Origin of the sequence: Ditibartonella apis (genome assembly GCF_001952075.1) — a bacterium.
In the GTDB taxonomy this organism is placed as follows: domain Bacteria; phylum Pseudomonadota; class Alphaproteobacteria; order Rhizobiales; family Rhizobiaceae; genus Bartonella; species Bartonella apis.
The window spans coordinates 498,370-511,710 of record NZ_LXYU01000001.1 but is presented as its reverse complement, the minus strand read 5'-3'; the positions used below and the strand labels follow the sequence as shown (position 1 = coordinate 511,710).

Annotated in this window: 12 protein-coding genes; 5 read left to right on the top strand and 7 right to left on the bottom strand. The window is 45.9% G+C overall.

Features of this window, described 5'->3' with window-relative positions; all coding sequences use genetic code 11:
* Window positions 1-98: 98 nt before the first annotated feature.
* Both hisC and PEB0122_RS02220 read left to right on the top strand, forming a co-directional pair.
* On the top strand, window positions 99-1,205 hold the full coding sequence (hisC, locus tag PEB0122_RS02225; protein ID WP_075869466.1) for a histidinol-phosphate transaminase: 1,107 nt from the start codon (window positions 99-101) through the stop codon (window positions 1,203-1,205).
* Window positions 1,206-1,209: 4 nt separating this feature from the next.
* Complete coding sequence (locus PEB0122_RS02220; protein ID WP_075869467.1) at window positions 1,210-2,154, top strand: prephenate/arogenate dehydrogenase family protein; 945 nt, start codon at window positions 1,210-1,212, stop codon at window positions 2,152-2,154.
* A 286-nt stretch (window positions 2,155-2,440) separates the two neighbouring features.
* Here PEB0122_RS02220 and mnhG read toward each other — a convergent pair whose 3' ends face one another.
* The 7 genes from mnhG to PEB0122_RS02185 all read right to left on the bottom strand — a co-directional run bounded on the left by mnhG (window position 2,441) and on the right by PEB0122_RS02185 (window position 9,231).
* On the bottom strand, window positions 2,441-2,857 hold the full coding sequence (mnhG, locus tag PEB0122_RS02215; RefSeq protein WP_075869468.1) for a monovalent cation/H(+) antiporter subunit G: 417 nt from the start codon (window positions 2,855-2,857) through the stop codon (window positions 2,441-2,443).
* Window positions 2,854-3,135 (bottom strand): K+/H+ antiporter subunit F, encoded by a 282-nt coding sequence (locus PEB0122_RS02210; RefSeq protein WP_075869469.1) that lies wholly within the window; start codon window positions 3,133-3,135, stop codon window positions 2,854-2,856. The genes mnhG and PEB0122_RS02210 overlap by 4 nt, the downstream gene beginning before the upstream one ends.
* Window positions 3,132-3,623: a Na+/H+ antiporter subunit E gene (locus tag PEB0122_RS02205; RefSeq protein WP_075915378.1), complete on the bottom strand. Its 492-nt coding sequence runs from the start codon at window positions 3,621-3,623 to the stop codon at window positions 3,132-3,134. Before PEB0122_RS02205 ends, PEB0122_RS02210 begins: the two co-directional genes overlap by 4 nt.
* Entirely contained in the window at window positions 3,620-5,296 is a 1,677-nt protein-coding gene (locus PEB0122_RS02200) for a monovalent cation/H+ antiporter subunit D (protein WP_075915698.1), read from the bottom strand. Before PEB0122_RS02200 ends, PEB0122_RS02205 begins: the two co-directional genes overlap by 4 nt.
* Window positions 5,296-5,637, bottom strand: a complete 342-nt coding sequence (locus PEB0122_RS02195; protein ID WP_075869471.1) for a Na+/H+ antiporter subunit C — start codon at window positions 5,635-5,637, stop codon at window positions 5,296-5,298. Before PEB0122_RS02195 ends, PEB0122_RS02200 begins: the two co-directional genes overlap by 1 nt.
* Window positions 5,637-8,558 carry a monovalent cation/H+ antiporter subunit A gene (locus PEB0122_RS02190; protein WP_075915696.1) on the bottom strand — a complete coding sequence of 974 codons (2,922 nt, stop codon included), beginning with the start codon at window positions 8,556-8,558 and terminating at the stop codon, window positions 5,637-5,639. Before PEB0122_RS02190 ends, PEB0122_RS02195 begins: the two co-directional genes overlap by 1 nt.
* A 214-nt stretch (window positions 8,559-8,772) precedes the next feature.
* Window positions 8,773-9,231: a BA14K family protein gene (locus tag PEB0122_RS02185; RefSeq protein ID WP_075915377.1), complete on the bottom strand. Its 459-nt coding sequence runs from the start codon at window positions 9,229-9,231 to the stop codon at window positions 8,773-8,775.
* A 175-nt stretch (window positions 9,232-9,406) separates the two neighbouring features.
* On the opposite strand from PEB0122_RS02185, the gene PEB0122_RS02180 reads away from it, so the two are divergent.
* The 3 genes from PEB0122_RS02180 to PEB0122_RS02170 are packed head-to-tail and all read left to right on the top strand — an operon-like array spanning window position 9,407 to window position 12,965.
* A complete protein-coding gene (locus PEB0122_RS02180; RefSeq protein ID WP_075915376.1) occupies window positions 9,407-10,504 on the top strand; it encodes a carboxynorspermidine decarboxylase in 1,098 nt (365 codons plus the stop codon).
* A gap of 57 nt (window positions 10,505-10,561) precedes the next feature.
* Window positions 10,562-11,800, top strand: a complete 1,239-nt coding sequence (locus PEB0122_RS02175) for a saccharopine dehydrogenase family protein (RefSeq protein WP_075915375.1) — start codon at window positions 10,562-10,564, stop codon at window positions 11,798-11,800.
* Between the two features lie 40 nt (window positions 11,801-11,840).
* Window positions 11,841-12,965 (top strand): TraB/GumN family protein, encoded by a 1,125-nt coding sequence (locus tag PEB0122_RS02170; RefSeq protein WP_143238781.1) that lies wholly within the window; start codon window positions 11,841-11,843, stop codon window positions 12,963-12,965.
* Window positions 12,966-13,341 lie beyond the last annotated feature (376 nt).

The following is a 13,341-nucleotide window of genomic DNA, read 5'->3' as shown; positions in this document are numbered from 1 at the left end:
AGTCGTCTCCTCTGATAAATGTCAAGATTTTCTCTCGACTTCAGATGAAAGCAAGGGTATTTCCTTAAATATTAAACTACCAGACCGGATAAATATCGATGAAAAAAGATGTTATTGTTGACCGTCCACAGCCTAGAAAAGGTATTCTGGATATTGCAGCTTACGTTCCCGGATCAAGCGAGGTAAAAAATACGAAGAAAGTTTTTAAACTTTCTTCGAACGAGTCGCCGCTTGGTCCTTGCCCGGCAGCAATTGATGCTTATCGGCAGGCAGCAGCACATCTTGAACTCTATCCGGATGGTTCGGCCACACCGCTTCTTGAAGCCATTTCGGAAGTGACAGGGCTTGCAAGAAGCAATCTGATGGCGGGAAACGGATCGGATGATTTGTTGGGGCTGTTAGCCAATACCTATCTTACAGCCGGTGATGAAGGTATTATGACCGAGCACGGCTTCGGTGTTTACGAAATACAAATCAGAGGTACCGGTGCAAAACCTGTTATTGTGAAAGAAAAAGATTGCCGAATTGATATTGATGCCATTCTTGACGCAGTAACAGAAAGAACAAAAATCGTTTTCATCGCCAATCCCGGTAATCCGACGGGCACCTATCTGACAGCAACCGAGGTCAAAAGGCTTCATGCAGGGCTGCCTAAAAATGTGCTTTTAGTCCTTGACGGTGCCTATGCCGAATTTGTCACCGAGGATGATTACGATACCGGCGTAGAACTTGTTTCTGCCAACGAAAATGTTGTCATGACACGCACATTTTCAAAAATTTACGGGCTTGCCGGTTTGCGTGTGGGGTGGATGTATGCGCCCCTTCATGTCATTGATGCGGTTAACCGTATTCGCGGAGCTTTCAATGTCAGTGTACCGGCACAAGCCGCAGCAAGTGTTGCTTTTCGCGACAGAGCCTATATCCAGAATGCTATAGCCTATAATTCAAAATGGCGTTCCTGGCTCACACATGAAATCGAGGCTTTGGGGCTTAAGGTTACGCCTTCTGTCACCAATTTTCTGCTCATCCATTTTCCGGCAGACAAGGAAAAATCGGCCGCTCAGGCTGATGATTATCTGAAAGCCAACGGGTATATTTTGCGCCGCGTTACCGGATACGGATTTCCGAACGCGTTGCGCCTTTCCATTGGATCCGAAGAAGCAAATCGCGGCGTTATCGCCACATTGAAAAATTTTTTGAAGTAGAAAAATGTCTGAAGTGAAATTTAAAAAAATCGCCCTTATCGGTATCGGTCTTATCGGCTCTTCTCTTGCCCGCGTTATTCGGGAAAAAAAATTGGCCGATCATATCGCCATTTCCACCCGCACAGGAACGACGCTTGAACGGGCACGCGAACTTAAACTGGGTGACAGCTATACAACCGACAATGGCAAAGCGGTTGAAGATGCCGATCTCGTTATTGTTTCGGTGCCGGTCGGTTCATCCGGTCAGGTTGCAAAGGAAATTGCACCGCATTTAAAACCCGGTGCCATTGTTACCGATGTCGGTTCTACCAAAGCATCGGTTATCCGCCAGATGAAACCGGAATTGCCCGATAATGTCATTTTTATCCCTGGTCACCCTATTGCCGGTACCGAATTTTCCGGTCCCGATGCCGGTTTTGCCGACCTTTTCATCAATCGCTGGTGCATTTTGACACCGCTTCCTGATACGGATGAAAAAGCAATCGCCAAATTGACCCAATTCTGGGAAGCCTGTGGTGCAAAAGTTGACAGAATGGATCCCGAACATCACGATCTGGTTCTGGCAATTACATCGCATTTGCCACATCTTATTGCCTATAACATTGTCGGCACGGCAAGCGACCTTGAAAAAGTCACCAATTCCGAAGTCATTGCCTATTCGGCTTCCGGTTTTCGTGATTTTACCCGCCTTGCCTCTTCCGACCCGACCATGTGGCGCGACATTTGCCTGAACAATAAAGACGCTATCATTGAAATGCTCGGACGCTTCAGTGAAGACCTTGCTTCGCTCCAACGCGCAATCCGCTGGGGAGATGGGCAAGCTCTATTTGATCTTTTCACGCGTACACGTGCCGTAAGACGCGGCATTATTGATGCGGGGCAGGAAGTTGATGCACCCGATTTCGGTCGTCAGGTTGCTCGCAAACACCCCGAAGATTTAAAAAAATAACCGGACTTCACAAAGAAGCGTGTTTGCCAAAATTAAACGCGCTTCTTTTAACTATCTCTTATAACCGGATTTGTCTGAAACGAGCAGTTCATATTCGTCTAGCTCAACTGGCTTTCAAAACAAAAAGCAACAAGCGATAAGCAATGATTGCCCATATTTGACGAAGAAAATAGGGCGCCTTCTTGTTAATACGGATTTCTTTTGTGCCAGAGTCGGCTCGATTATATCGGCTTAATCAATGTGCCGTTTCGCCTCTACAGTCGTTGAGCCATTTCACCATTTGTCATTATTTGAAATCATCAAGGCTCGGCGTTTTTTCGAGAAGCTCTTGCGGCGTCGGCAAAGAATCGTCAATCTTTTGATAGCGCATTTTTTCCGGCAATTCGGTTGAATTGGAGGATTGATCGCGCTGCATGGCTGCCCGCGATAACAACATCAGGGTGACCGGAGTTGTTACGATAATAAATATTGCAAGCAATATAGAATGGGAAATGAGTTTGTGACCGCTTACCGTTGAATAGATGATCGAGGCAATGATAATGCCACTGACACCCCAGCTTGTTCCGAGCGTTGGCATATGTAAACGTTCATAAAAGCTTTTGGCGCGATTAAGACCGATGGCGCCGATCAATGTCAACCCCGAGCCTAAAAGCAGGAAAAACACAATGACAATAGAAAGCCAGAGAGGAAAGTCTTCAATCATTCGATCACTTCCCCGCGCATCAGAAATTTGGCCAAAGCCGAACTTGAAACAAAGCCCAAAAGGCCGATCACCAATGCGGAATCGAAATATATTGTTGTGCCGGTGCGCATACCAAAAGTGACAAACAACATTAAAGTAGCCGTATAAAGTGCATCAAGACCCAAAATTCTGTCCTGAGCGCGTGGTCCACGGATCAGGCGAATAAACGACAAGATCATCGCAAGTCCCAGAAACAATTGCGCAATATTGATGCCCCAATAAAGAATAACAATACTCATTGGAATATCTCCAGAAGCAGACTTTCATAACGGTTTTTAATAAAATCTCTCCAATAATCTTCATTATCCATATCAAGATCAAGAATATGGACAAGAAGACTGCTATCTTTGCTATGATAGGCAATCCAGGCAGTCCCGGGTGTTGCAGTCATAATACAGGATAATACAGCAAGTGCTGTATGGTTTTTAAGTTCAAGCGGAACCGTGATGAAACCGGATTGTTTCCGTTTTGCACCGCTAAAAAGCACATAGAGAGCAACATCATAATTCGACTTGACGATATCGATCGTTACGCGAAAAAACAACCTTATAACCGAGCCCCAATTATGGATATGTACCTTCTGCGGTTTTAATAACCGCATCAGAAAGCCTCCCGCAATTCCGACGACAATGCCGATGAGACCCTGCCCCAAGGTAAAGCCGTTCAAAATCATCCACATGACAAGAAGCGACAAGGTCAACAATGGATAGGGGATTATGCGTTTCATTTCATACCCCTTTCAGCGTCAACATTATCGATAAGTCCCGCTGTTAGTTCTTGTGACGGGATCGGGCTCACTGCTACGGTTTCCTGCGGCAAAACACTGTCGATATAATTTTGCGGATGATGCAGTTCTTCAGCGGCTTTTCCGAGATAGCTTGCTACCGGACCGGCAGCAATGGTCAATAGAAGACACAAGCCGAGCAAACCCGCAACGGGCGCAAATTCTATTACTTGCACGCGTGGCACTTTACCTTCAATTGAAGCCCAGAAAGTGCGGATACCGGTTCTCGTCATGGCGATAAGTGCGGCAAACCCCGAAAAGATGAGAAGAGCGACAAAAGTCCAATCCCGCGCACTTGGTTGGTAACCATCGCCATTTAGTCCATCCGGATTGAAAACACCGGTAATCATCATGAATTTTGCGACAAACCCCGAAAATGGAGGCATACCGATAATGAGAATAGCCGTTATTCCGAAACATGCTCCAAGAATTGCAAGCGTTGCCGGAATATAAGTGCCAACTTCATCCTCTTCATCTTCCTCGTCTTCGCCATAAACTTCCATTGTTACCGCAAGAACATTGGCGGCTGTGTCCTGACTGCGTTCGACAAGTTCGACGAGCAGGAAAAATGCTGCAAGCGACAAAGTGGAGGAAACAATATAGAAAAGCGCGCCAGCGGTGAGCGAAGCATTACCGGTTCCGATAGCGGCAAGCAGCGTTCCCGACGACACCAGAACGCTATAAGAAGCAAGCCGTCCCAGAGCCTGACTTGCAAGCACTCCGATAAAACCGAATATTAAAGTTGCAAGCCCGCCATAAAACAATATGTCATTGCCAAAACCGGTTAAAGTTCCGCCATCAGTCCCGAAAACCAACAAGGTGAGCCGCAAAACAACATAAATGCCGACCTTGCTTAAAATAGCAAATGTGGCTCCAACCGGTGCAGCCGCAGCACTATAAGTCGGTGTCAGCCAGAAGTTGAGTGGCCACATACCGGCTTTGACCAGAAAAGCAATTCCAAGAATTGCCGCGCCGGACTCGAAAATAATACGATCGGGCGATTTGAGCGTTTGAAGTTTCAATGAAAGATCGGCCATATTCAATGTTCCGCAGACACCGTAAATAAGCGCCGCACCAATCAAAAAAAACGATGAAGCAATAAGATTGACCACAACATAATGCATGCCGGCGCGCACTCTCGCCTGCCCGCTACCGTGAAGGGCAAGCCCGTAAGATGCTGTCAACATAACTTCAAAAAACACAAACAGATTGAACAGGTCTCCGGTCAGGAAAGCACCGTTTACACCGGCAATCATAAATTGCATGAGAGAATGGAAGTGGGGACCGGCTTTATGCCAATGGGCGACCGAAAACACCAATGAAGCAGCCGCAAGAAGAGTTGCCAGAAAGACCATGACCGCACTTAACCGGTCAAGCACCAGAACTATTCCGAAAGGCGCTTGCCAATTGCCGAGGTTATAAACCTCTGCATGGGGGGAGACATCAATAGCCCGCCCGATCAATCCGATAGAAACAAGAACGAGTAGTCCTATCGATGAAAGGCTTATCCATAATTTGAGTTTGCGGCGTCTTTCATCATAAAAAAGCAGAAGTGCCGCAGTCGCAACGGGCAGAAGAATAGGCAGAATAACGAGATGGCGGAGAAAATTTTCGATCATTTATTTTCCCTCCCATCGACATGGTCCGAACCGGTTAACCCACGTGAAACCAGCAGAATAACAAGGAATAATGCGGTTGTCGCGAAACCGATAACAATGGCTGTGAGAACCAGCGCTTGCGGTATCGGATCGGCGTAATTTGCCGGATTGACAGGATTGGAGGGATCAACGATCGGTGCCGCGTTCGAGCGGGGACGTGCCATTGAAAAAATGAACAGGTTGACCGCATAGGAAATAAGTGAAAGCCCTAGAATGACCTGATAGGTTCTTGGCCGCAAAAGAAGCCAGATTCCCGAACCGGCGAGCACACCAATCCCCAAAGAAAGAACAATTTCCATCAGTGTTCCTCCTCTTTACGGGTTGTGCGTTTACCAATGCGATAATGCCGGATTGATTGGTGCGCTATCGCAATGAGCATCAGCACAGTTGCACCGACAACGAGTGAAAAAACACCGAGGTCGAACGCCATAGCTGTGGCTGTCGGCATTTGTCCGATAAAAGGAATCTTCGTATATTGAAAATAGGAGGTAAGAAAGGGATAGCCGAAGAACCACGAGCCGATGCCTGTTACCAAAGCCAGAAGAATACCGAATCCGATCCAGCGCAGCGGTAAAACTTTAAGATGACTTTCCACCCACCGCGTTCCCGAAGCCACATATTGCAGAATAAATCCGATGGCCATAGTGACACCGCCGGCGAAACCGCCACCAGGCAAATCATGCCCGCGCATGAAAAGATAGACCGCAAAGGCCATAATAACCGGAAAAAGCCAATGCATGATGATGCGTGGAATAACAAGGTAATCGGAAACGGTATCACCAACCTCGCGGTCGGGTCTCGATTTGTCAAAAGCTGATTGAAGCTTTTGTTGCGCCGGTGCCTCGATACTTTCAACTGCGGGACGAAAACGCCTCAAAAGGGCAAAAACGGTGAGCGCGACAATGCCAAGCACCGTTATTTCACCCATTGTGTCAAAGCCACGAAAATCAACAAGAAGCACATTAACGACATTGCGGCCACCGGCATTGGAATAGGAATGGGTGAGGAAAAAGTCTGAAATCGTTTGGCCTTGGGGACGGGTCATCACACAATAAGAGAGCCAGGCAAGCCCACCACCGCCAACGACAGCAATAAGGAAATCGCGGCCTCTTCTCAACCATGGCGTAAAACCGCTCGGCATAGGATCGGGAGCCTGCAAGCGTTTGGGCAACCATCTGAGCCCCAAAAGCAGAAGAACAGTTGTGACAACCTCAACAACCAGTTGTGTCAAGGCAAGATCGGGGGCTGAAAGCCACAAGAATGTGGCGCATGTCATAAGCCCTGTAACGCCCAGAAGCATAAGTGAAGCGAAGCGGTGGAATTTTGCCTGCCATGCAACCAATATTGCGCAAACACCCCCGATCAGCCAGATAATTAAAAATGGCAGATCAAGCGGGAAAAGCGGCAACGCACCCGCATCAATCCATTGATTGCCGGCGATCAACAATAAGAGTGCAACGATTGGCGCAAGAACAATCCAGCGCACCTCTACTTGCAGGCGACGCGTGGAAAGGAAAGCCTCGGCCGAACGCGCCCATTTCCAGGATATTGTTACCAATACGCGTTCAAAAATACGCTGCCCCTTCAAATGTCTGAAAAATGGCGGGCCACCTTCACATGATTTCAGATATTTGCGCGTGAGAATATAAAGTACAAGCCCGCCTATCAAAGCAATGAGGCTCATGACAAGCGGGGTATTAACGCCATGCCACAAAGCGAGATCATAATGCGGCGTCTCGCCCCCCAATACCGAATGAACGGCAGTGCCCAAAATGCCACCGATTGCAAATTTCGGAAATATACCGATGAGAAGACACAAAAATACCAACAACTCGATTGGAAAACGCATGAAATGCGGAGGTTCATGCGGAATTTTTGGTAAATCATGCGGTTTTCCGCCAAAAAATACCCCATGAATAAAACGCACAGAATAGGTAACACTCAATAATCCCGCTAACGTTGCGAGATAAGGCGTAATCTTGTCAAGCCAGGATTCCATGTGGACTTCAACCGCTTCGGCAAAAAACATTTCCTTCGATATGAAGCCATTGAGAAGCGGCACCCCTGCCATGGCAGCACTTGCAACCAGCGCCAATGTTCCGGTAAACGGCATATAACGGAAAAGCCCCGACAATTTGCGCATATCGCGCGTTCCCGTTTCATGGTCAATAATGCCCGCTGCCATAAATAACGATGCCTTGAAGATAGCATGGTTGACGATATGGAAAATTGCTGCAACGCAAGCAAGCGGGCTTGCAAGACTTAAGAGCGTGGTTATCAACCCCAGATGGCTGATTGTCGAATAGGCAAGCAGACCTTTAAGGTCCTGTTGGAACATTGCAAAATAGGCACCGATCAAAAGCGTAATCAAACCGCAAAGCCCGATAATCCAGAACCATGCTTCTGTCCCCGACAATACCGGCCAGAACCGCACCATAAGAAACACACCGGCTTTGACCATTGTTGCCGAATGAAGATAGGCAGAAACCGGTGTCGGCGCAGCCATTGCATTAGGAAGCCAGAAATGGAACGGAAATTGTGCGCTTTTTGTCAATGCTCCCAGAAGCACGCAGACAAGTGCCGGAATATAAAGCGGACTCGCTTTGATGAGCGAACCAGAATTTAACACCACATCAAGATCGTAGCTGCCGACAATGTGGCCGATAATCAACATACCGACAAGAAGCGCAAAGCCGCCAAATCCCGTCACAGTCAGGGCCATGCGCGCACCATCACGTGCACTTGCATTATGGTACCAGTAGCCAATCAGCAAAAACGAGAAAATGCTGGTGAGTTCCCAGAAAATAACGAGGAGAACAATGTTGCCCGACAACACCATTCCAAGCATCGAGCCCATAAAGGCAAGCAGAAATGAAAAAAACCGCGGCACCGGATCAGCCGGATTCATATAATAACGGGCATAGACGACCACGAGTAGGCCGATACCTGTTATAAGAAGTGAAAACAGCCATGAAAAGCCGTCCATCCGCAAAGTGAAGTTCAACCCCCATTGCGGCAGCCAGATAATATCAAGTCTTATAACATTGTCGGCAGAAACAGCCGGATAAAGCATGATTGTAGAAAACAGTGCCATAAGTGCGATTGCACCGACAAACCATGCTTCATTATTTTTTGCTGTAGAACGAAAAAAACCGATAATGGCACTACCGACAAAGGGAAGTATTACCAGCAATATCAAGATTGCTTCCCGTGTTGTCATTATCTGCACACCATCCTGTTTTTCGGGCCTCGTTTCTATATAGGTCACCGAAAATGAATCGGTATCACCTAATTCTATATTGGATGTTTTAAAGCCTCACACGCAAGCCCTTTCAATGGCCTAACCCAGAAAATTTTGCCGTTTTTTTTAAATTTTTCTCATTTCACCGGAATGGGGCGTTTATGTCGTCCGATTGTCATCAATCGGACGATTTTCATTTCGGACTATAATAACGCGATACACACTGTTTTCGCGGACCGTCAAAAGGCTGATAGCTGTTATCGGAACTTGTATAGGACTTATATTTTGATAAACAAAAATCGACATGGTTTTTGATAAGCCATGGCTTGTCATCTTCTTTTTTGGATTTTTGTGACGGTTTTTTAGGTTTCACATTGGTGCTGTCGGCATGTGCTCCCGGTTCAAATGCTGCTTCCGGATACCACCAGCCATCAGTATGCTTTTTATAACCGGTACGGTGATGGCGATAGCCTTTGAAACCGTTCAATTCGCCACGGCTCGTGTTTGTAATGGCAGAGGATTCTGTTGTTTTGGCGTTTTGCGCAACCACAAGATTTTCATTGAGATCAGCAGCAAATGAAGAAAAAGCGGCGACAAGACCGATCACTGGCAGTCCGACAAACAAGCAAAAAGGTTTATTGAATTTACGCATTAAGAATCCTTCCCAGAACGACACATCAGGACTATAGCAGACATCAAATCGAGAAAACTGCACTCTTTTTTGCTATAGTTAATGAAGAACATATTTGCTCTTATAGAAATGTGTTTCTATATGTGGTCGAGGCTTTGATAGCCGTCGGAAAAACCGAATATTGCAGGATTAAAAAATGCTTCAAACGCCCTATTACCTTGTCGATAAATCGAAGTTGATGCGTAATATGGAAATAATCGCCCGGTTGCGTGAACTCTCAGGTGCCAAATCGCTTTTGGCATTGAAATGTTTTGCAACATGGGGCGTTTTCGATTTTATGGCGCGCTATATGGATGGCACCACGTCATCATCGCTTTACGAACTGCGTCTGGGAAAAGAAAAATTCGGCAAAGAAACCCATGCCTATTCTGTCGCCTGGGCCGACTATGAAATTGATGAAGCGATCACTTATGCCGATACAATCATATTCAATTCCATCAACCAGCTTCACAGATTTGCAAAAAAGTCTGAACATATCGAAAGAGGTTTGCGGCTAAACCCGGGAATGAGCTGTTCCGGCTTCGATCTTGCCGACCCTGCCCGCCCTTTCAGTCGTCTTGGCGAAACAAGTTACGAAAAGATCGAAGCGGTTTTGCCGCTCGTAAACGGTTTCATGATTCACTATAACTGCGAGAATGGCGACTTTGCTTTGTTTGACCGGATGCTTTCCGATATAGAACGAAAATTTGGTCAACTTTTTCACCACGTTCAATGGATCAGCCTTGGCGGCGGCATCTATTTTACCGGTAAAGATTATCCGCTTGAAGCTTTCGCCGACAGGCTCAAGCGTTTCTCGGATAAATACGGGGTTACGGTTTATCTTGAACCGGGTGAAGCTTCTATTACCAATAGCGCAACACTTGAAGTTACCGTTCTTGACACAATGCATAATGGCAAGGATCTTGCGATCGTTGACAGTTCCATCGAAGCTCATATGCTTGATCTTCTTGTTTATCGGGAAAAAGCGAAAATTTCGCCAAATCAGGGACCTCATGAAATTATGGTTTGTGGCAAATCATGCCTTGCCGGAGATATTTTCGGAACATTCCGTTTTCCTGAAAAATTGAAAGTAGGCGACCATTTGTCGATAGAAGATGCGGCCGGTTACACAATGGTGAAAAAAAATTGGTTCAATGGTCTTAATATGCCCGCTATTGCGATAAAAGAATTGGATGGAACCATTCGTGTTCAACGTGAATTCGGGTATAAAGACTATTGTGAAAGCCTTTCTTGAAAAAGGCTCCAGATTTAACAAGGGTTTTGAAAGCAAAATTTAGGAGACAAACCGGGAATGAAAAAGAATATCCTGATTATTGGCGCAGGCGGAGTGGCTCAGGTGGTTGCTCACAAATGCGCCCAACATAACGATATTCTCGGTGATCTTCATATCGCATCACGAACACTGCAAAAATGCGAGTCGATCATTGCATCCGTCAAAGAGAAAAAATCCATGAAGGTAAAAGGTGTGTTCGAAACGCACCATCTCGACGCAATGGATGTAAAATCGACGGCAGATCTTATTCGTAAAACAAAAAGCCAGATTGTTATCAATGTCGGCTCAGCTTTTCTTAATATGTCCGTTCTGTCGGCCTGTATTGAGACCGGTGCAGCCTATATCGACACAGCTATTCATGAAGATCCGCTAAAAATATGCGAGACGCCTCCCTGGTATGGCAATTATGAATGGCCACGCCGCGAAGAATGTGAATCGCATAAAGTGACCGCAATTCTGGGAGCAGGATTTGACCCCGGTGTGGTCAACGCTTATGCAGCGCTTGCCCATCAGGACTATTTCGACAAAATCAGCGATATTGATATTATCGATATCAATGCCGGTAGTCACGGGCGCTGGTTTGCCACCAATTTCGACCCGGAAATCAATTTTCGTGAATTTACCGGTCAGGTCTGGTCATGGCAAAACAGCAAATGGGTTTCAAACAAAATGTTTGAAATCGGGCACGAATGGGATTTGCCGGTTGTCGGTCGGCGCAACACCTATATGACCGGTCATGACGAAATCCATTCTTTGTCAAAAAATCTTGATGTGCCGAATATCCGCTTCTGGATGGGGTTCGGCGAACGCTATATTACCGTATTCAATGTGTTGAAAAATCTTGGGCTTTTATCCGAACAACCCATAAAAACCGCTGAAGGTTTGGAAGTTGTTCCGCTTAAAGTGGTCAAAGCTGTTTTGCCGGACCCATCTTCGCTCGCACCTGATTATACCGGTAAAACCTGCATCGGCGATCTCGTCAAAGGTGAAAAAGATGGCAAACACCGCGAGGTGTTTATCTATAATATCGCCGACCACAGAGAAGCCTATCTCGAAACAGGTTCACAAGCAATTTCCTACACGGCAGGGGTTCCGGCTGTCGCCGCTGCCATATTGGTGGCACTTGGCGATTGGGATGTAAAAACCATGGCCAATGTGGAAGAATTGCCACCGGAACCGTTCCTGAAAAGACTTGATGAAATGGGACTTCCCACCAGAATTCGTGAAGGAAAAGAAGATAAAAAGCTTGTTTTATAGCTTTAATGACTGAAAAGTGCCGACAAAGCGGAAGGCTGTGATGCAAAAAAAAAGCCGAATATATTTCAAAACGATCGCGAGATTGTCGAAACGTTTTGCTTTTCTTTTTGCTCTTTTTGCCGGCACTTTTTACCTTTCTTCACCGGCATTGAGTGAAGACGCGACACCTCCACAGCCAAAATTTTTTGAAAAATTTTTACCGAAAGCACTGCTTGAACAAAAAAAACAGGCGGAGCCACCTGTCTGCTCGGGTGAGGATTTAACCAAAAAACTTTCAAAAGAAGAAAACCGGAAATTTTTGAGCCGTGCAAAAAAAATAAAAAATGGCAATGCACGATTCTGGAAGGTTGAAAAAGAAGGGACCAAGCCATCCTATCTTTTCGGCACAATGCATGTGACCGATCCGGAAATTGTCAATCTCGCTCCAAAGGTCAAAACAGCACTCGAAAATGCAGACCGTATTGTCCTCGAGTTGAGTGAAGCGGCGGATGATAACGGTAAAGCAATGGCAGCAAAACTTGCTGCCTCACCCGATTTTCTGACTGCCAAAAAAGGCGAGAGTTTCAAGGATGGACTTTCGCGGCAAGAATTCCATAAGCTTAAAACCGCATTTGAAACCCACGGTCTACCTTTTCAACTTATTGCCAATAACAAACCATGGTTCATCTGGATGACATTGAGCCTACCGGCCTGCGAGGCGCGTCGGGAAGCCTATGGATACCGTGCACTTGATGTAGAAATCGGGCAAAACGCCAAAAAACTTGGAAAACAGGTCATCGGTCTTGAAACAGTTGATGAACAATTATCTGCAATTGAAAAACTACCTATAAGTTTTCAGGCAAGGTCAATCGAAGATTACCTCGACAACCCCAAATTTTACGCCGATATGTTTTATACCGAAACGCAACTTTATAAACAAAGTCGTATTGGCGAAATTCTCGTTCTTGATACTCTGTTCAAAACAACGATCAGCAAAAAAGACCAGGAAATTTTCAAAGATATCCTGATGACAAAACGCAACTTACGCATGTCTGAACGCGCGCTTCCTTTGATTGAACAAGGAAACAGTTTCATCGCGGTTGGTGCAGCACATATGGTTGACGATAGTGGCCTTGTCGAACAATTACGAAAACATGGCTATCATGTCAGCCCGATAAAACTTTGATAATTTTAAAAGCAACAAATCCGCAAAAGTTTTTTGCTAACGGCATGATACGCTTATGAAGGCGAGAAATTGCCGTCTCACGCATCTGATTACGACGTGTACCGGATAACGCTTTTTCCCTTTTTCCAGTCCTGTCATTTCTATTAAACCAACAATGGCTTCTTTAAGCGAAAAAACTCAAAGCAAAGTTTTGCCATCGCATTCATCAATATGGATAGTATCGACGTATTTTCGTGATTAAATCCCGACTATGAAATAAAATCGACATTCCCATTCCAGTCTGACCTGAAAATTCCGGAGTGACCATATAAATCCGGTTTGATTGCAATAAAAAGGCCACCCGAAGGCAGCCTTTTTGAATAATATGTTAAATCGC